The sequence below is a fragment of the Streptomyces sp. NPDC059373 genome, assembly GCF_042751495.1.
In the GTDB taxonomy this organism is placed as follows: domain Bacteria; phylum Actinomycetota; class Actinomycetes; order Streptomycetales; family Streptomycetaceae; genus Actinacidiphila.
The window spans coordinates 44238-60347 of sequence record NZ_JBHYXC010000005.1 but is presented as its reverse complement, the minus strand read 5'-3'; the positions used below and the strand labels follow the sequence as shown (position 1 = coordinate 60347).

Annotated in this window: 20 protein-coding genes; 10 read left to right on the top strand and 10 right to left on the bottom strand. The window is 71.4% G+C overall.

Translation table 11 applies throughout. The annotated features are described in order from the left end of the window. Positions 1-25: 25 nt before the first annotated feature. The 3 genes from ACFXJ5_RS11720 (at position 26) to ACFXJ5_RS11710 (ending at position 1038) form a co-directional block, all read left to right on the top strand. Positions 26-166 carry a hypothetical protein gene (locus ACFXJ5_RS11720; protein ID WP_384630169.1) on the top strand — a complete coding sequence of 47 codons (141 nt, stop codon included), beginning with the start codon at positions 26-28 and terminating at the stop codon, positions 164-166. A 168-nt stretch (positions 167-334) separates the two neighbouring features. Further along, entirely contained in the window at positions 335-592 is a 258-nt protein-coding gene (locus tag ACFXJ5_RS11715) for a type II toxin-antitoxin system Phd/YefM family antitoxin (RefSeq protein ID WP_384630168.1), read from the top strand. Next, a complete protein-coding gene (locus ACFXJ5_RS11710) occupies positions 589-1038 on the top strand; it encodes a PIN domain-containing protein (RefSeq protein WP_384630167.1) in 450 nt (149 codons plus the stop codon). The genes ACFXJ5_RS11715 and ACFXJ5_RS11710 overlap by 4 nt, the downstream gene beginning before the upstream one ends. Before the next feature lie 12 nt (positions 1039-1050). Here ACFXJ5_RS11710 and ACFXJ5_RS11705 read toward each other — a convergent pair whose 3' ends face one another. Both ACFXJ5_RS11705 and ACFXJ5_RS11700 read right to left on the bottom strand, forming a co-directional pair. Next, positions 1051-1752, bottom strand: coding sequence for a class I SAM-dependent methyltransferase (locus ACFXJ5_RS11705; protein ID WP_384630166.1), 702 nt, complete (start codon positions 1750-1752; stop codon positions 1051-1053). Positions 1753-1795: 43 nt separating this feature from the next. Beyond that, entirely contained in the window at positions 1796-3361 is a 1566-nt protein-coding gene (locus tag ACFXJ5_RS11700; protein WP_384630165.1) for a FadD3 family acyl-CoA ligase, read from the bottom strand. A 58-nt stretch (positions 3362-3419) separates the two neighbouring features. Between ACFXJ5_RS11700 and ACFXJ5_RS11695 the strand changes: the two genes are divergently transcribed. Genes ACFXJ5_RS11695 through ACFXJ5_RS11685 form a run of 3 tightly spaced genes read left to right on the top strand, consistent with a single transcriptional unit; the run spans position 3420 to position 5737 of the window. Further along, a complete protein-coding gene (locus tag ACFXJ5_RS11695; protein ID WP_384630164.1) occupies positions 3420-4577 on the top strand; it encodes a lipid-transfer protein in 1158 nt (385 codons plus the stop codon). Between the two features lie 4 nt (positions 4578-4581). Then, positions 4582-4989, top strand: a complete 408-nt coding sequence (locus ACFXJ5_RS11690; protein WP_384630163.1) for a Zn-ribbon domain-containing OB-fold protein — start codon at positions 4582-4584, stop codon at positions 4987-4989. Next, entirely contained in the window at positions 4958-5737 is a 780-nt protein-coding gene (locus tag ACFXJ5_RS11685) for an enoyl-CoA hydratase/isomerase family protein (RefSeq protein ID WP_384630162.1), read from the top strand. The genes ACFXJ5_RS11690 and ACFXJ5_RS11685 overlap by 32 nt, the downstream gene beginning before the upstream one ends. Before the next feature lie 3 nt (positions 5738-5740). Here the strand turns inward: ACFXJ5_RS11685 and ACFXJ5_RS11680 are convergent, their stop codons facing one another. Then, positions 5741-6241, bottom strand: coding sequence for a hypothetical protein (locus tag ACFXJ5_RS11680; protein ID WP_384630161.1), 501 nt, complete (start codon positions 6239-6241; stop codon positions 5741-5743). 123 nt (positions 6242-6364) lie between these two features. On the opposite strand from ACFXJ5_RS11680, the gene ACFXJ5_RS11675 reads away from it, so the two are divergent. After that, positions 6365-6868, top strand: a complete 504-nt coding sequence (locus ACFXJ5_RS11675; RefSeq protein ID WP_384630160.1) for a hypothetical protein — start codon at positions 6365-6367, stop codon at positions 6866-6868. 30 nt (positions 6869-6898) lie between these two features. Here the strand turns inward: ACFXJ5_RS11675 and ACFXJ5_RS11670 are convergent, their stop codons facing one another. Together ACFXJ5_RS11670 and ACFXJ5_RS11665 are read right to left on the bottom strand one after the other, a co-directional pair. Then, on the bottom strand, positions 6899-9271 hold the full coding sequence (locus ACFXJ5_RS11670; protein ID WP_384630159.1) for a serine/threonine-protein kinase: 2373 nt from the start codon (positions 9269-9271) through the stop codon (positions 6899-6901). A gap of 185 nt (positions 9272-9456) precedes the next feature. Next, a complete protein-coding gene (locus tag ACFXJ5_RS11665; RefSeq protein WP_384630158.1) occupies positions 9457-10218 on the bottom strand; it encodes a VOC family protein in 762 nt (253 codons plus the stop codon). A gap of 200 nt (positions 10219-10418) precedes the next feature. Between ACFXJ5_RS11665 and ACFXJ5_RS11660 the strand changes: the two genes are divergently transcribed. Continuing rightward, complete coding sequence (locus ACFXJ5_RS11660) at positions 10419-11066, top strand: TetR/AcrR family transcriptional regulator (protein ID WP_384630157.1); 648 nt, start codon at positions 10419-10421, stop codon at positions 11064-11066. A 255-nt stretch (positions 11067-11321) separates the two neighbouring features. On the opposite strand, the gene ACFXJ5_RS11655 is transcribed toward ACFXJ5_RS11660, so the two are convergent. Then, positions 11322-11783 carry a nitroreductase/quinone reductase family protein gene (locus tag ACFXJ5_RS11655; RefSeq protein WP_384630352.1) on the bottom strand — a complete coding sequence of 154 codons (462 nt, stop codon included), beginning with the start codon at positions 11781-11783 and terminating at the stop codon, positions 11322-11324. 26 nt (positions 11784-11809) lie between these two features. Beyond that, positions 11810-12976, bottom strand: a complete 1167-nt coding sequence (locus ACFXJ5_RS11650; RefSeq protein WP_384630156.1) for an acyl-CoA dehydrogenase family protein — start codon at positions 12974-12976, stop codon at positions 11810-11812. A gap of 32 nt (positions 12977-13008) precedes the next feature. Between ACFXJ5_RS11650 and ACFXJ5_RS11645 the strand changes: the two genes are divergently transcribed. Both ACFXJ5_RS11645 and ACFXJ5_RS11640 read left to right on the top strand, forming a co-directional pair. Continuing rightward, positions 13009-14214 carry a thiolase C-terminal domain-containing protein gene (locus tag ACFXJ5_RS11645; protein ID WP_384630155.1) on the top strand — a complete coding sequence of 402 codons (1206 nt, stop codon included), beginning with the start codon at positions 13009-13011 and terminating at the stop codon, positions 14212-14214. A gap of 48 nt (positions 14215-14262) precedes the next feature. Then, positions 14263-14619, top strand: coding sequence for an SCO4225 family membrane protein (locus ACFXJ5_RS11640; protein ID WP_384630154.1), 357 nt, complete (start codon positions 14263-14265; stop codon positions 14617-14619). Here the strand turns inward: ACFXJ5_RS11640 and ACFXJ5_RS11635 are convergent. From ACFXJ5_RS11635 to ACFXJ5_RS11625, 3 genes are read right to left on the bottom strand one after another with little or no spacing between them, the layout of a single operon-like run. Beyond that, positions 14594-15190 carry a GNAT family N-acetyltransferase gene (locus ACFXJ5_RS11635; RefSeq protein WP_384630153.1) on the bottom strand — a complete coding sequence of 199 codons (597 nt, stop codon included), beginning with the start codon at positions 15188-15190 and terminating at the stop codon, positions 14594-14596. The genes ACFXJ5_RS11640 and ACFXJ5_RS11635 overlap by 26 nt on opposite strands. Before the next feature lie 8 nt (positions 15191-15198). Then, positions 15199-15618 carry a Zn-ribbon domain-containing OB-fold protein gene (locus tag ACFXJ5_RS11630; RefSeq protein WP_384630151.1) on the bottom strand — a complete coding sequence of 140 codons (420 nt, stop codon included), beginning with the start codon at positions 15616-15618 and terminating at the stop codon, positions 15199-15201. After that, on the bottom strand, positions 15615-16067 hold the full coding sequence (locus ACFXJ5_RS11625) for a DoxX family protein (RefSeq protein ID WP_384630149.1): 453 nt from the start codon (positions 16065-16067) through the stop codon (positions 15615-15617). Before ACFXJ5_RS11625 ends, ACFXJ5_RS11630 begins: the two co-directional genes overlap by 4 nt. Positions 16068-16110: the final 43 nt, after the last annotated feature.

Here is a 16110-nt window from a genome sequence, read left to right as displayed (position 1 = left end):
TATTCAGCATCCAGGGGAGAAGAGCATGAGCGAAAGCACCGCTCCGGAGACCGCCGAGGTCACCGAGCCCGAGGAGGTCGCCACCTCCACGGACGAGACCACTGAAGAGCCGACGGTCAAGGGCGACGGCACCACCGTCAAGCCGGACAACTACAACACTCCCTGAGGCCCAGCACCACCAAGGGGAACAGCACAACACGGGGGAAACCGGGGGGAACCGGGGGATGAGGACCGACCGTGGCGCGGAGGGGGCGCCGCGGCCGGTCCTTTCACATGCACGCGCTGCGTACGGCACAGCGCACACATGTAGGACATCTGTAGTACACTCTCGGGCATGGAGACGAGTGCGCGCGAGCTCAACCAGCAAACGGCCAAGATCCTCGCCCGGGTCGAGCAGGGCGAGTCCGTCATCGTCACTAAGAACGGGCAGCCGATAGTGGTGATGCGCCCCTATGGGCAGGCGGACGAGCCGGTGCACGCCTTCCGTACGGATCCCATGGGCGAGGACGAGGAGGCACCCGTCTTCACGGGTGGCCCCACAGACCTCTCCACTCACGTGGACGACTACCTCGCTGCAGGATTCGGCCGGTGAGCGGCACGGCGGTCGCTATTGCGGACACTGGAGCCCTGCTCGCGTACTACAAGGGCGACGAAGGCGATCATGAAGCGTGCCGGAAGGCACTCGCGACGATCGGCCATCTCGTGGTACCCCCCATGGTGCTCGCGGAACTCGACTACCTCGTCACCAGCTACCTCGGGTCCAAAGCCGCCGTAAGCGTGCTGGGCCACATCGCCGACAAAGTCGCCATCGGCCGATTCGAGGTACCCGAAGTGGGGACGCATCTCCACGCGGCTCGTGCGGTGATGCAGAGCTACCTGGACCTGGCCATCGGCCTGACCGACGCCATGAACGTCGTACTCGCTCGTGACTTCAGGACCGACGCCCTGTTCACCATCGACCGCAGGCACTTTCGCGCGGTCCAGCCGCTCACCTCTCACGGCGCGTTCCGGTTGCTGCCGGACGACCTGACGGAGTAGCGGCGCCGCGCGTCAGCGCTTGACGCACGTATAGGCCCCGTACACCGACCCCACGAACTCCGCGTCGAGGATGTCGAAGCCGGCGGCGGCGAGCATGGGCTCCAGGAGCCAGCGGAAGGTGCTGAATTCCGTGCGGAGGTGGTCGGCGAAGTCGTCGCGGGTGTAGCCGGCGGCGGGGTCGGTGGCGGCGCCGGACATCCAGCGCTCGAGGACGGCGTCGGCTGCGGAGGGCTGGAAGTCGAAGATGAGGTCGCGGAGGCGGAGGATGCCGCCGGGTCGCAGGGAGTCGGCGATGCGCTGGAGGGCGAGGGCTTTCCAGAAGTCGGGGAGTTGGTGGAGGGCGTTGCGGGTGTGGACGGCGTCGGCGGGTGGGCCGGGGTGGTCGTAGGAGAGGAAGCCGGCGAGGGCGAAGCCGACGTTCGCGAAACCTGCGTCGGCGGTGCGTTTGCGGAGGGCGTCCTGCATGGCGGGGGAGACGTCGACGGCCGTGACGTGCCCGAAGCGGCGGGCGGCGGCCAGGGTGAACTGGCCGGTGCCGGCGGCGAGGTCGATGACGGTGGAGGTGAGGCCGAGGCCGTGGGCGGCGAGGACGGCGATGTCCTCGGTGGGGTCGGGGTGACCCTGCTTGCGGTCGTAGCCGGCGACGAAGGCGGCGTCGAGGTGTTCGGGGCCGGCGTGGGCGAGTTCGTCGATCTTCCAGGGCTCGGTGGTCATCCCCCGATTCTGAATCGCCTGCGGCGCGGGCCGCTTCTGGTTTTCACCCGCGCGACCGCAGCTCGCCCTTCAGGACCTTGCCGCTGGCGTTGCGCGGCAGCTCGGTCAGGAACTCCACTTCCCTGGGCACTTTGTAGTTGGCCATCTCCCGCCGCGACCAGGCGATGAGGTCGTCCGCCGTCAGGGCTGTGCCCGGCCGCCGTACCACATACGCCTTGCCGACCTCGCCGAGCCGGCCGTCGGGGATGCCGACGACGGCGGTGTCCAGCACGTCCGGGTGCCGGGCGAGGGACTGCTCGATCTCGGCGGGGTAGGCGTTGAAGCCGCCGACGATGTACATGTCCTTGATGCGGTCGGTGATACGGAGGTTGCCGTCGGGGTCGAGGACACCGACGTCGCCGGTGTGGAGCCAGCCATCCGCGTCGACGACCGTGGAAGTCTCCGCCGGGTCCTCCCAGTAGCCGGACATGACGTTGTAGCCGCGTACCAGGACTTCGCCGGGAAGGCCCGGCCCGTCGGAGAGCACGCGTACCTCGGTGTCGGGGATGGCGCGCCCCGACGTGGCGGCGATGACCTCGGCGGGGTCGCCGCGGCGGCACATGGTCACCGTCCCGCTGGCCTCGGTCAGGCCGTAGGCGGTCAGGACGGTGGCGATCTTGAGCTCGGTGCGCAGCCGCTCGACGAGCTGGAGCGGTATGACGGCGGCGCCGGTGACCACGAGCCGCAGGGCCGACAGGTCGTGGGAGCCGCGCGCCGGGTGGTCGAGGATGGACTGGTGGAGGGTCGGCGGGCCGGGCAGGACGGAGATGCGTTCGGCGGCGATGTTCGCCAGGGCGGTGTCGACGTCGAAGACGGGCTGGGGGACCATCGTGGCGCCGCGCATGAGACAGGCGATGATGCCGGCCTTGTAACCGAAGGTGTGGAAGAAGGGGTTGACGATCAGATAGCGGTCGCCTTCCTCCAACCCCGCCAGCTCGCTCCAGACGCCGTAGACCCGCAGCGTCTGGGCGTGCGTGATCACCGCGCCCTTGGGGTGGCCCGTGGTGCCGGACGTGAAGGTGATGTCGGAGGGGTCGGTGGGGCGTACGGCCTCGACCCGCTCCCGTACCGCATCCGGGGACACCGCGTCGCCCGCCGCCAGGAAGTCCTTCCAGGTCCGGTACCCCTCCGGGGCGGCGTCGGACAGCACCACCACCTGCTCCAGGTCCGCCGGCTCGCGCCCGGCCTGGGCGCGGCGCAGCGAGGCGACGTACGACGTCCCCAGGAAGGTGCCCGTCACGAACAGCAGCCGGGTGCGGGTCTGCCGCAGGACGTACGCGGCCTCGGCGCCCTTGAAGCGGGTGTTGAGCGGCACCAGGACGCCGCCCGCCGTGACGGCGCCGAGGGCGGCGGTGATCCAGTCCAGCGTGTTGGGCGCCCAGATCGCGACGCGGTCGCCCGGCTCGACGCCCGCCGCGATCGATGCGGCGGCGGCCCGTTCGACACGCTCGCCCAGCTCGGCGTACGAGACCCGCGATCTGCCGTCGACCACCGCCTCGCGGTCGCCGTAGCGCTCGGCCGCGTCCCGTACGAGTCGTGGGATGCTGCCCCACTCCAGGTCACCGCGCACGATACCTCCCGCACCAGGCATTGCTGACTACCCGTCAGATTAGCGATAACCTGACGGCATGTCAGCCTCGAAGGACCTGAAGGACGCGACCGCGATCGCCGGCATAGGCCAGACCCCCTTCGCCAAGCACCTCCCCGAGTCCGAGCGGACGCTCGCCTGCCGGGCGATCCTCGCCGCCCTCGACGACGCGGGCATCGATCCCTCCGAGGTGGACGCCTTCGCCTCGTACACGATGGAGGAGACCGACGAGGTCGAGGTCGCCAAGGCCATCGGCGCCGGCGACGTGACCTTCTTCTCCAAGGTCGGTTACGGAGGTGGCGGCTCCTGCGCCACCGTCGCCCACCTCGCCGCCGCCATCGCCACCGGCCAGGCCACCGTCGGCGTCGCCTGGCGCTCCCGCAAACGCGGCAGCGGCCCCCGCCCCTGGACCAACACCACCGCCCAACTCCCCACCCCCGCCCAGTGGACGCGACCCTTCGGCCTGCTCCGCCCCGCCGACGAGATCGGCATGCTGGCCCGCCGCTACATGCACGAGTACGGAGCGACCCGCGACCACCTCTTCAACGTCGCCCTCGCGTGCCGCAACCGCGCCAACCAGAACCCCGCCGCGATGATGTACGACCGCCCGCTCACCCGCGAGATGTACATGACCGCCCGCTGGATCAGCGAGCCGCTCTGCCTCTACGACAACTGCCTCGAAACCGACGGCGCGTTGGCCTGCGTCGTCGTGTCCGCCGAACGCGCCCGCGACTGCCGCCGCCGCCCCGTCTACGTCCACTCCGCCGCCCAGGGCCTGCCCGCCCAGCACCACGGCATGGTCAACTACTGGACCGACGACCCGCTCACCGGCCCCGCCTGGACCGCCGCCCGGCACCTCTGGAAGCACGCCGACCTCACCCCCGAGGACATCGACGTCGCCCAGATCTACGACGCCTTCACCCCCCTCATCCCGCTCTCCCTCGAGGGCTACGGCTTCTGCGGACGAGGCGAGGGCGCCGCCTTCACCGAGGGCGGCGCCCTCGAAATCGGCGGCCTGCTCCCCCTCAACACCGGCGGCGGCGGCCTCAGCGAGGCGTACGTCCACGGCTTCAACCTCATCACCGAGGGGGTCAGGCAACTGCGCGGCACCTCCACCGCCCAGGTCCCCGACGCCGCCGCCTGCCTGGTCACCGCGGGCGAAGGCGTCCCCACCTCCGCCCTCCTCCTCCGGAGCTGACCCCATGCTGACACCCGTGACCGACGACGACGGCGCCCCCTTCTGGGACTACGCCCGCGCCGGTGAACTCCGCGTCCAGGCCTGCGCCGGCTGCGGCCGGCTCCGCTTCCCGCCCCGCCCCTGCTGCCCGCACTGCCACTCCTTCGCCACCGACTGGCGGCTCATGAGCGGCCGCGGCCGCATCTGGTCGTACGTCGTCCCCCACCCGCCTCTGCTCCCGGACTACGCCGCCCAGGCCCCGTACAACGTCATCCTGGTCGAACTCGCCGAGGACCCGCGCATCCGCCTCGTCGGCAACCTCGTCACGGCCCCGGACGCGCCCCTGAACTCCCTCGACCCGGCCCGCATCCGCATCAACACGCCCGTGAAGGCGGTGTTCCATGACGGCATCCCCCGCTGGCTTGCGCTGTGAATCCAAGGACGGCATCGCCGTCGTCACCCTCGACCGCCCCGCCCGCCACAACGCGATCGACCCGGCCACCGCCGCCGAACTGACCGCTCTCTGGCGCGATTTCAGATTCCGCGACGACATCAACGCCATCGTCCTCACCGGCGCCGGCGACCAGGCCTTCTGCACCGGCATCGACCGCACCACCGAGGTCCCCCAACCGCCCTCCCCCTATTCGATGGACGACCCCCTGCTGGCCGTCGGCCCCAAGGCCAACGACCTCTGGAAGCCGGTCATCGCCGCAGTCAACGGCATGGCCTGCGGCGGCGCCTTCTACCTCCTCGGCGAGAGCGAGTTTGTCATCGCCGCCGAGCACGCCACCTTCTTCGACCCGCACACCACCTACGGCATGGTCAGCGCGTACGAGGCCATCTCCATGGCCCAGCGCATGCCGTACGGCGAGGTCATGCGCATGTCCCTGATGGGCACCGCCGAGCGGATCTCCGCCCACCGCGCGTACGAGACCGGGCTGGTCAGCGAGGTCGTCCCCGGCCACGCCCTGCTCGACGCCGCCTTGCGGGCCGCCGCCGTCATCGCCTCCCACCCCACCGAGGCCGTCCAGGGCACCGTCCGCGCCGTCTGGTCCGCCCGGGAGGCGGCGCGGGCACAGGCCCTCGCCCATGCCCCGCACCTCATCGCCCTCGGCAACCTGCCGCCCGACCGCCAGACGGAGCTGTTCACCGGCCGGTCACGGCACTTCCGGGTGCGCTGAAACTCAGGCCGCTTCCTTCGTGGCGCTGCTGATGGAACAACCGCTCGACGTGGTGGGCGCCTCGACCCCGCCCGCGCTGTCCGTCACGACGGCCCCGACGGTCTTGATCTCCCCCGCCCCGACCAGCGTGTCCTTCAACGTCGCCGTCCCGACCGCGCTGCCGCCCTCCCCACTCATCCGGACCACCGCGCTGAAGTAATAGCCGCCGGACCCACCGCTGTTGTCGATCCTCAGCTGGGGCGCCGGCTTGCCCGTGTCGGGATCCGTGCAACCGACGACGGTGATCTGGGAGGTGGCGTCCGTCGAGCCGGCAGTGCTCGACGTCGAACTGCCACTGCCGGCAGAACTGTACGAATGCGAGGTGCTGTGACTGCTGCTGCAGCCGCCTCCCCCACTACTGGTGTGGTGACTGTGGATGCGGCTGCGGGACTGGAACCCGGTCAACGAGACGACTACGACGGCGAGTACGGCGACAAGCCGCAGCCTGCCGAGACGGCGCTGCATGAAATGAACCCCCGTGGATACCTGACAAAACGTCGATCACCCTAGCAGCGCGCTCATGTGGCGCCCTGCCGCCTCCGGGCGTAGCGTCTGGCCCGGGGCGGAAGAGAGCGAGGTACTCCGGTGATGCTCCGCAACGTCGTCGGGTCCATCATCGCTCTCGCCGGAGCGACGGCCGCCGTCCTGAGCCCCTTCCGAGCCTGGTACGACGGCCGTCACGGCTCCGACTTCCGCGTCGAGAACCTCTTCTCCGGCCTCACACCCGCCCACGCCGTGCTGCTCGGCTCCGTCTTCCTGCCCCTGGCCCTCGCCGCGCTTCTCACCCTCGCGGCGATCCTCTTCGGCTCACGCACCGTGATGGCGATCTCCGGCCTCCTGGTCCTCGCCACCGCCGTCCTGTGGATGGTCCAGCGCTCCCGCCTCCCCGCCGGCCTCAACACCAACTCCGTCGGCCCCGGCCTCGCCTACGTCCTCATCGGTGCCGCGCTCCTCCTCCTGGCCGCCGTCGTCATGCGCGGCCGGCGCCCCCACCGCGTCCCCGACGCCACCCACGGCCACGACCACCCGCTGCCGGGCTCGTACGACCCGTACGGGGACACCCAGACGATGTGGCGGCCCCCGGAGCAGTAGTACAGCGGGCCGGCAGCCGCCAACGGGCGCTCAGACCCGGCGGGCGGCCGCCCCGGTCCCCTTGACCGCGTCGAGGGCGTAGACGCACCGGTCCTTGCTGCTGGCGTAGACAACGCCGCCGCTCACCACGGGGGACCCGGTGATCTCGCCGCCCGTCTCGAGCTTCCAGCGCAGTTGCCCACCCCCCGCGTCGACCGTGTACAAACAGTGATCCTTCGATCCGAAGTGCACCCGCCCGTCCGCCGCCACCGGCGAACCGACGATCTCGGCCTGCGCGGCGAACCGCCACTTCGGCGTGCCGGACACCGCGTCCAGCGTGTAGAGCGCGTTCCCCGCGCCCAGCATCACGGCCCCGCCGACAGCGAGCACCGGCTCGACCGACTGCCGTTGCTCCGTGGCGACCCGCCACCGGTCCCGCCCGTCCACCGGGTCCAGGGCGTACACCGTGCCGAGGTAGTCGGCCACGTAGACACCGCCCCCGGTCACCCCGGCCCCCGGCACATACGTCGGCGGGCCGAACATCACGGCCGGCGCGTCGAAGCGCCACCGCTCACCACCCGTACGAGCGTCCAGCGCGAGCACACGCGCCCCCGCCGTGACGTACACGGCCCCGTCGACGACCACCGGCCGCGTCGGCATGCTGCCGGGCGCGCCAGGACCGCGGACCGGGTAGGCCCACATCTCGGTGCCCGATTCCGCGTCCAGCGCGCGCAGCCGGCCGCCGCCGTGGAAGTAGACGATCCCGCCCACCACGCACGGCCCGGACTCCGGCGTCTCGAACTCCGTCTGCGCGCCGCCCCGCTCCCACTTCAGCCGCCCGCCTCCCGCGTCCCAGGCCTGTACGCCGCCGCCTCTGGTCCCGGTGACGACGACGCCGCCCTCGGCCCGCAGCGAGTAGATCCAGCCCTCCACGCCCGTACGCCAGCGCTCCGCGCCGTCCGCCGCGTCCAGCGCGTACAGGCTCGGCCCGTCCGACCCGTGGATCCGGCCCCCGTCGACGGCCATGGTCCACGCCACGTCACGCGTCTTGAACTGCCGCCGGCCGGTGGCCACGTCGAGAGCGTGCACCTCGAAGGACGTCACGTAGAGCCGCCCGCCCGAGACGACAGGCGTGCCCCAGACGTCGTTGGACATACGGAACCGCCACGGCCGCCACTCCCCGGCCGGTGGCCCCTGTACGGGCACCGGCGAGGGCGCGGGCCCCTGCGCGGGACCGTTCGCCTGCCCGCCGCCACCGCCACCACGGCCGACCCACCCCGGAACGGGAGCCTCCGCCTGCTGCTCCTTACGGTCGGCGACCCGCAGCCCAGGCCCTATCGGCGCCGACCCGGCGAACTGCACCGGCCCCGCCTCCGGCCCGCCCCCGGGTCCCGCCGCAGCCGCCGCGTGCCGCCCGCCCGCGCCACCGGGCCCACCGGCGCCACCCGGAGCCCCCTGCGGAGCCTCCTGCGGCATCGGCGGAGCCACCGGCGGCTTCGCAGGCATCGGCGGCACCCCAGGCCGTCCACCACTGCGCCGCTGCTCTATCAACGCCACCGCATCCGCCGGCAGCCACGCCGACGCCGTCCCCGTGTCGTCACCGCCCGCCGACGAGAAGAGATGCGGCGCGAGCTGCGCCTGCAGGTCAGCCGGGCTGGGCCGCTGGTCGGCCCCCATCCGCATACAGGATTCGATCAACGGGCGAAGCTCGCTCGGCAGCCCCTTGAGATCAGGCCCTTCCCTGAGCAGCATGAAGACCGTCTCGACGGGATTCGCCCCGTGGAAGGGCGCGTGGCCCGTCGCCGCGAAGACCAGAGTCGACCCGAGCGAGAAGACATCGCTCGCGCCGGTCACGCTCCGCGAGTCCTTCGCCTGCTCCGGCGACATGTACGCGGGAGTGCCCACCGCGACGTTGGTCATGGTCAGCCGGGTGTTGGACACCCCGCTCGCGATGCCGAAGTCGATCACGCGCGGCCCGTCCTCGACGACCAGCACGTTCGACGGCTTCAGGTCCCGGTGCACCAGCCCGGCGCCATGGATGGACTGCAGCGCCTCCGCGACGCCGGCCGCCAGCCACCGTACGGCCTGGGCGGGCAGCGGTCCGGACTCGTTGACGATCTCCTCGAGCGAGGGCGCGGGCACGAAGGCCGTGGCCAGCCACGGCACGGCGGCCCGCGGGTCGGCGTCCACCACGGCAGCCGTATAGAAGCCGCTCACCGCCCGCGCGGCCTCGACCTCACGGGCGAACCGGACGCGGAACAGCTGGTCCTCGGCGAGCTCGGCGCGCACTGTCTTGATCGCCACCCGCCGGCCCGATGCCGAGCGGGCGAGATAGACCAGCCCCATGCCGCCGGCGCCGAGCCGGCCCAGCACCTCGAAAGGGCCGATCCGTCTCGGGTCGTGCTGCGTCAGCTGCTGCACCACTGCCCTGCCACCTCCCCGTGGGTTCCCCCCGTCCCGGGGTCCGGAACCTGATTCTTCCTGGGATGCGTGCCAGTTGCGAACCCGGGGCGGTGTCGACACGGCGATTCTTGAGACGCATTGCCGTTACCCATGGGTACGGCTGCCGTCCGATCAGGGTTCAATCCGCGTTACGCGGCCTACTCGACCTACGCCGGGACCTGGCCCACGGTCGTCGACTGGTCGATGATCGAGAAGTTCGCACCCTGGTCATCCGCGACAACCGCGAAGCGCCCGAAGGGCGAGTCGTCGGGCCCCCGGTTGACCCGCCCGCCGAGCCGGCGGATCGTTTCGGCCGCCCGGTCGGCGTCCTCCACCGCGAAATAGACGTCGTAGTGGGCAGGCAACTCGGCGGGAAACTCCGAGCCCATGCGAAAGCGCCCCAGCACCACCTTGGCCGGCGCGACCTCAACGCCCTCCGGCGCGAAGACCTTGTAGTCGAAGTTCTCGCCGTCCCCGATCTGCCGGCTGCCGTAGCCGAACACCGTCTCGTAGAAGGTGTCCACCCGGTCCACCTCGCGCGTGAGGATCTCCGCCCAGGTGTACGACCCCGGCTCGCCGGACTTCTCGAAGCCCTCGTGCGTACCGGCCTGCCAGACACCGAACACCGCCCCGCCCGGGTCGGCGGCCATCAGCATCGTCCCGTACGACCCGACGGTCATCGGCTCCGTGACGAGCTGCCCGCCCGCCTCCCGGATCCTGGCGGCGGTCGCCCGCGCGTCCGCCGAGGCGAGGTAGAGGTTCCAGACGGTCGGCATCCGTCCGTCCGGCTTGGGCGAGAGCGCCGCCACGTTCTTGCCGTCGGCCGCGAACGCCTGGGTGTAGTAGCCGTACTCCTTGTCGCCGGCCTGGAAGGTCCAGCCGAACAACTCCCCGTAGAACCGCTTGCCGGCCTCCAGGTCGGACAGCATGGCATCCACCCAACAGGGGACCCCATCGGCGTAACCGGCCATGGCCTCGATTCCTCTCGATAGGTCGCGTCAGACGGAGTGTCTGACTTGACACGCTATCTGGGGATCTTCAACGCCGCCCGGGGAAAATTCGAACATTTGCCCTTCCCCATTTGCAGGCACCGAATCGCGCGCTGATCACCCGCCAGTAAACTGACGGCATGACAGGACAAGTTCGCACCGTCGACGGACGTGTGGCAGGACGTCGTGGACAGGCGACGCGGCAGAAGCTGCTCGACTGCCTCGGCGAAATGCTCAGCACGTCGCCGTACCGGGACGTCAAGGTCATCGACGTAGCCCGGATGGCGGGTACCTCCCCCGCAACGTTCTACCAATACTTCCCCGACGTCGAGGGCGCCGTCCTTGAACTCGCCGAGGAAATGGCCAAGGAAGGCGCCGGTCTCACCGACCTCGTCGCCGGACGGTCCTGGGTCGGAAAGTCCGGCGCCGCGGCCGCCGACGAACTGGTCGACGGTTTCCTTTCCTTCTGGCGCAAGCACGACGCGATTCTGCGCGTCGTCGACCTCGGCGCGGCGGAAGGGGACAAGCGGTTCTACAAGATCCGCATGAAGATCCTCAACGCCATCACCAACTCCCTTACGGATTCCATCAAGGAGCTCCAGGGGAAAGGCCGGGTCGACAAAGACGTCAGCCCCGCCGCCATCGCCGGCTCCCTCGTCGCCATGCTCGCCGCCGTCGCGGCACACCAAAAGGGCTTCCAGAGCTGGGGTGTCAAACAGGCCGAGCTCAAGCCGAATCTCGCCCTGCTCGTCCACCTCGGCGTCACCGGCAAGAAGCCGACGCGCTGACGCCCACCAGGGGCGCCTTGCCACAAGTCCTGCCTGCACCGACGCGGGCGTCGACCGACCGGTCCTCGGGGGAGGTTGCCGGCAGTGGGCGCCCGCGCCGCCATTTCCGCGGACCGCCACCCGGTTGTGGGAGAACGCACAACCCACCCACCCACCCATCCACCCGCACCGGACAACCGCACCCGGGGGTCCAGGGGCCCGCCCCCTGGTTTCGGGAAGGGGCGGGGTGGGGAAACCCAGCCCCCGCACGCGCAGCTACCGCGGTGTCAGCCGGAAGAGCCGGATCTCCCGCTCCACCCGCGCCGCATACGCCCCGTACGGCGGCCAGAACCGCAGCAGCGCCGCCCACGCCGCCTCCCGGTCCTCCCCTGCGAGCAGAACCGCCCGCACCGGAACGTCCCGCCCCTTCCAGCTCACCTCCGCCTCCGGATTCCGGAGCAGATTCGCCGTCCAGGCAGGGTGATCAGGTCGCCCGAAGTTGCTCCCGACCAGCACAAACGTGCCGCCTTCCTCGGGCATGCACGCCAGCGGCGTCCGCCGCGGCAGCCCGCTCTTCGCGCCGACGGCGGTGAGCACCACCCCCGGCAGCATCTGCGCGCTCAGCAGCACCCTCCCACCGCTCAGCCGGTGCACGGCCTTGTCCATCACCGGCACCACCCGTGGCGCGACTTTCGCGAAGCCCCGCGTAGCGGAAACCCGCTGCACCAGCGGCGTCATGCGCTCGATCAGTCGACGACTCCGACTCACGCCGCACTCTCCCCCTCGAAGATCCCCGCCAGCCCCGCCGCCTGCCCGCGCAACGCCCTGACCGGCCCGAACAGCAGGTCGTCGGCCACCGCCCGCTTGAAGTACAGGTGCGCGTGGTGCTCCCACGTGAAGCCGATGCCCCCGTGCAGCTGGATCGCCTCGCCCGCTGTGGCCCGCAGCGCCTCCAGCCCCTGCGCCAGCGCGAGGCGTGCGCTCACCGCACCCGCCTCCCAGGCCGCGTAGTACGCCGCCGACCGCGCCGCCTGGACCCGTACGTACAGGTCCGCGAGCCGGTGCTTGACGGCCTGGAAGGAGCCGATGGGCCGCCCGAACTGCTCGCGTACCCGGACGTACTCCACGGTCGAGGCCAGCGCGGCGTCCGCGGCGCCGACCGCCTCCGCGGCGAGGGCGGCAGCGGCACGTACGCCCGTACGGGTGAGGGCCGGGCCGGGGTCGGCATCGGGCTCGCCCAGCAGCTCGGCCGGGACGTCCCGGAGCTGGACGCGGGCCTGCGGGCGGGTCTCGTCGAGGACGGTGAGCCGCCGGCGTACGACCCCGGGGGCGCCGGCCTCGACCACGAAAAGCCGGGTACGGCTGCCCGCATAGCCGCCGACGTGCGCGGCCGCCAGCAGCAGCCCGGCGCTGTGGCCGCCGAGCACCTGGTCGGCCTGTCCGTAGAGCCGCCAGCCGCCTTCCGCCAGCCGCGCCTGGATACCGCCGGCCCGGCCGCCGCCCGCCCAGTCGCCGTCGGCCCCGCCGGTGAGCCCGAGCCCGGCGAGGGGCGCGGCGAAGGCGGCGGTCAGCGTGCCGTCGGCGAACCGCGGGAGCAGGGCGCGCCGCTGGGCCTCCGTACCGAGTTCGGCCACGAGGGGCGCGACGAGCAGCGCGGTGCCGAGCAGCGGCGACGGCAGCAGCACGCGGCCGGTCTCCTCGCAGGCCAGCGCGAGTTCGGTCGGCCCGAAGCCGGCGCCACCGTACTCGGCGCCCAGTGCCAGCCCCGGCAGCCCGAGTTGGCCCGCGAGGTGCTGCCGCCACAGGCCCTCGTCGTAACCGGCCTCCGCACGGGCTGCGGCCTTGACGTCGTCCGGGCCGCAGCGCTTGTGCAGCAATTCCCGCAGGGTGCGCCGGATTTCGTGCTGCTCCTCGGTGAACGCGGTATCCATCGGAACTCCACATCTGATGTACCGTCAGATTCATGCCGCTTCAGGGTACCCGCAACAGCCGCAAAGGCAGCCACCCGCGCCGCCGCGAAGTCGCCGTCCTCGGTGTGGCCCTCTCCGACTGCGGCCGCGTCGACGACGCCACCCCGTACGCCCTGCACGCCCAGGCCGCCCGCCGCGCCCTCGCCGACTCCGGCCTGGACCGCTCGGTCGTCGACGGCTTCGCCTCGGCCGGCCTCGGCACCCTGGCCCCCGCCGAGGTCGCCGATTACCTGGGCCTGTGCCCCACCTGGGTCGACTCCACCTCCGTCGGCGGCTCCACCTGGGAGGTCATGGCCGCCCACGCCGCCGACGCCATCGCCGCCGGCCACGCCGAAGCCGTCCTGCTCGTCTACGGCTCCACCGCCCGCGCCGACCTCAAAGCCGGCCGCCGCACCGCCAACCTGTCCTTCGGAGCGCGCGGCCCGCTGCAGTTCGAGGTCCCGTACGGCCACACGCTCGTCGCCAAGTACGCGATGGCCGCCCGCCGCCACATGCACCAGTACGGCACCACGCTCGCCCAACTCGCCGAGATCGCCGTCCAGGCCCGCGCCAACGCCGCCCGCAACCCCGACGCGATGTACCGCACACCGATCACCGTCGACGACGTGCTCTCCGGCCCGGTGATCGCCGACCCCTTCACCAAACTGCACTGCTGCATACGCTCCGACGGCGGCTGCGCCGTGCTGCTCGCCGCCGCCGAGTACGCCGCCGACGCCGCGAAGCCCCCGGTCTGGATCCTCGGCAGCGGTACCGCCCTCTCACACACCACCATGTCCGAGTGGGACGACTTCACCGTCTCCCCGGCCTCCGTCTCCGGTCCCCTCGCCTTCCGGCGAGCCGGCGTCAGCCCCGCCGACATCGACCTCGCCGAGATCTACGACGCCTTCACCTACATGACCCTGGTGACCCTCGAAGACCTCGGCTTCTGCGCCAAGGGCGAGGGGGGCGCCTTCGTCGAGAAGGGCCGTCTGACCATCGACGGCGACCTCCCCGTCAACACCGACGGCGGCGGACTCGCCGCATGCCACCCCGGAATGCGCGGCCTTTTCCTGCTCGTCGAGGCCGTCCGCCAACTTCGCGGCGAGGCCGGCGACCGCCAGGTCCGGAAGGCGGGCGGGCGGCTTCCCCGTCTCGCCGTCGCCTCGGGCACGGGCGGCTGGTTCTGCTCCTCCGGGACGGTGGTACTCGGCCGCGATTGAGTACCCGCACTCATGTGGGGGCCGGGCGCGCGACGGCACTCTCATGCCATGACCAACAGCAGCGTGCCGAGACGGATCCTGAGGACCGTCGCCGGCAACTGGGCCTCCGCCGCCTACCTGACCTTCGTCGCCGGTGTGATCGTCTGCACCGGAACCGATCTCTCCGACTTCGGCGCGGTGATGCCGCTGCTGTCGACGTCACCGACGAGCTGGCTCTTCCTCGGCCTGATCGAGACCGGCGGTATCGGCGCCCTCGGCTTCTACGGCATCATCGTCGCCGCCGCCCTGGTGAACTCCGCCGCCATCGGCCTGTTCGCCCACTGGATCGGCCGGGTTGCCGGGGCGGGCCGGGTGGGCGACCGCGCGTCGGCGGGGCGGGTCACGTCCCCGGCAGGGCATCCGTAGGCAGGGCATCCGTGGCCAGGGCATCCGTAGGCAGGGCATCCGTAGCCAGGCGGGCGTGCAGGTGGATGTCCCGCGGCATCCCGGCGATGTCGATCATCGCCCCCCGCAGCAGGCCCTCCAGGGCATACGCACAGCGCCGGGCGACCCCGCACGACGCGTCGTTGCCGATGGCATGGCCGAGCTCCAGGCGGTGCAGCCCCAGGTCGCGGAAGGCCCAGCGGGTGACCCCTTCGAGGGCGCGGGAGGCTATGCCGCGCCCTCGGCCCTCCGGCAGGACCCAGTACCCGACGCGGGCGTTGCGCATCGTGAAGTCGATCATGCCGAGGCCGACTTGGCCGATCACCGTGCCGCCCTCGGTGACGGCGAAGGAGGCCGTCGTACCGTGCTCCCAGCCCTCGGTGCGGCTGCGGATGAAGCGGCGGGCGCCCCCTTCGTCGGGAGTCGGGGAGTTCGCGGTGTTCCAGCGGCGGAAGTCGGGGTCGGAGAGGCCGCGCTGGGCGGCGCCCAGGTCGGACTCCTCCCAGGGCCGCAGCAGAAGTCCGTACGCCTCCAGCTCTACGGGTTGCAGCATGTCCCCATTCAAGCAACCGGGCGGAACACCGGCACCGCCGGGCCGCCGCGCTCTCCCGCCGCCCCCGCCTGCCGGAAGTGGACCCGCAGGCGCATCCCGATCCGCAGTGCGGCCCCCTCGCAGTCCGTCACCTCGGTCATCATCCGGGGCCCCTCCGCCAGGTCGACGACGGCGGCGACATACGGCACGCGATCGCCGAACGGCGGCAGGTCGTTCCGATGGACGACGGACCACGTGTAGAGCGTGGCGAGCCCGGACGCCTGCTCCCACCCGACATCGTCGCTCCAGCAGCGCGGACAGAACTCACGCGGGTAGTGATGCGGCGCCCCACAACCGGCGGCGCGACAGCGGCGGATCAGGAGACGCCCCTCGGCGGCGGCGTCCCAGTAGGCGCGGGTGAAGGCATCGGTCTCGGGAAGATCCGTCATCCGAAGATCCCGAAGGCGTTGTCGAGCGACCAGGTCTGCCAGCTCATCGCGAAGAGGGCGACGCATGAGATCAGCGCCATCATCGCGTTCTGCCCCTGCTCGGCCCAGTCGTGGATCATCAGCACGAGGTAGAGCAGGTTGAGCAGCAACCCTCCGACCAGGGCGATCGGCGTGAGGAAGCCCAGCGTCAGGCCGAGGCCGAGCGCCAGCTCGGCGTAGACGACGAGGTACGCCATCGCCTTGGGGCGGGGGGCGACCACTGCCGCGAAGCCGCCCTGGACCGTGCTCCAGCGGTGCTTGGCCGCGACATCGGCGGCCCAGGCGATCCCGGTGCCGCGCTCGAACCAGCCCTTCTTGTCCTTGTGCCGCCAGCTTTCCAGCCACCACAGGCCGAGGCCGATGCGCAGCACGGCGAGCCATTCGGCACCGGTGAGCCATATCGTCTCCACGGCGACCTCCTATCTGACGGTACGTCAGTTCACTGGATACGGA

What these genes read in the sequence shown, in the direction of transcription:
- ACFXJ5_RS11705 (WP_384630166.1), bottom strand. Translation starts at nt 1,752, where the DNA reads ATGACCACCGAGCCCTGGAAGATCGACGAACTCGCCCACGCCGGCCCC.
- ACFXJ5_RS11690 (WP_384630163.1), top strand. Translation starts at nt 4,582, where the DNA reads ATGCTGACACCCGTGACCGACGACGACGGCGCCCCCTTCTGGGACTAC.
- ACFXJ5_RS11695 (WP_384630164.1), top strand. Translation starts at nt 3,420, where the DNA reads ATGTCAGCCTCGAAGGACCTGAAGGACGCGACCGCGATCGCCGGCATA.
- ACFXJ5_RS11715 (WP_384630168.1), top strand. Translation starts at nt 335, where the DNA reads ATGGAGACGAGTGCGCGCGAGCTCAACCAGCAAACGGCCAAGATCCTC.
- ACFXJ5_RS11655 (WP_384630352.1), bottom strand. Translation starts at nt 11,783, where the DNA reads ATGACGCCGCTGGTGCAGCGGGTTTCCGCTACGCGGGGCTTCGCGAAA.
- ACFXJ5_RS11630 (WP_384630151.1), bottom strand. Translation starts at nt 15,618, where the DNA reads ATGACGGATCTTCCCGAGACCGATGCCTTCACCCGCGCCTACTGGGAC.
- ACFXJ5_RS11650 (WP_384630156.1), bottom strand. Translation starts at nt 12,976, where the DNA reads ATGGATACCGCGTTCACCGAGGAGCAGCACGAAATCCGGCGCACCCTG.
- ACFXJ5_RS11660 (WP_384630157.1), top strand. Translation starts at nt 10,419, where the DNA reads ATGACAGGACAAGTTCGCACCGTCGACGGACGTGTGGCAGGACGTCGT.
- ACFXJ5_RS11665 (WP_384630158.1), bottom strand. Translation starts at nt 10,218, where the DNA reads ATGCTGTCCGACCTGGAGGCCGGCAAGCGGTTCTACGGGGAGTTGTTC.
- ACFXJ5_RS11685 (WP_384630162.1), top strand. Translation starts at nt 4,958, where the DNA reads ATGACGGCATCCCCCGCTGGCTTGCGCTGTGAATCCAAGGACGGCATC.
- ACFXJ5_RS11720 (WP_384630169.1), top strand. Translation starts at nt 26, where the DNA reads ATGAGCGAAAGCACCGCTCCGGAGACCGCCGAGGTCACCGAGCCCGAG.
- ACFXJ5_RS11640 (WP_384630154.1), top strand. Translation starts at nt 14,263, where the DNA reads ATGACCAACAGCAGCGTGCCGAGACGGATCCTGAGGACCGTCGCCGGC.
- ACFXJ5_RS11675 (WP_384630160.1), top strand. Translation starts at nt 6,365, where the DNA reads ATGCTCCGCAACGTCGTCGGGTCCATCATCGCTCTCGCCGGAGCGACG.
- ACFXJ5_RS11635 (WP_384630153.1), bottom strand. Translation starts at nt 15,190, where the DNA reads ATGCTGCAACCCGTAGAGCTGGAGGCGTACGGACTTCTGCTGCGGCCC.
- ACFXJ5_RS11645 (WP_384630155.1), top strand. Translation starts at nt 13,009, where the DNA reads ATGCCGCTTCAGGGTACCCGCAACAGCCGCAAAGGCAGCCACCCGCGC.
- ACFXJ5_RS11680 (WP_384630161.1), bottom strand. Translation starts at nt 6,241, where the DNA reads ATGCAGCGCCGTCTCGGCAGGCTGCGGCTTGTCGCCGTACTCGCCGTC.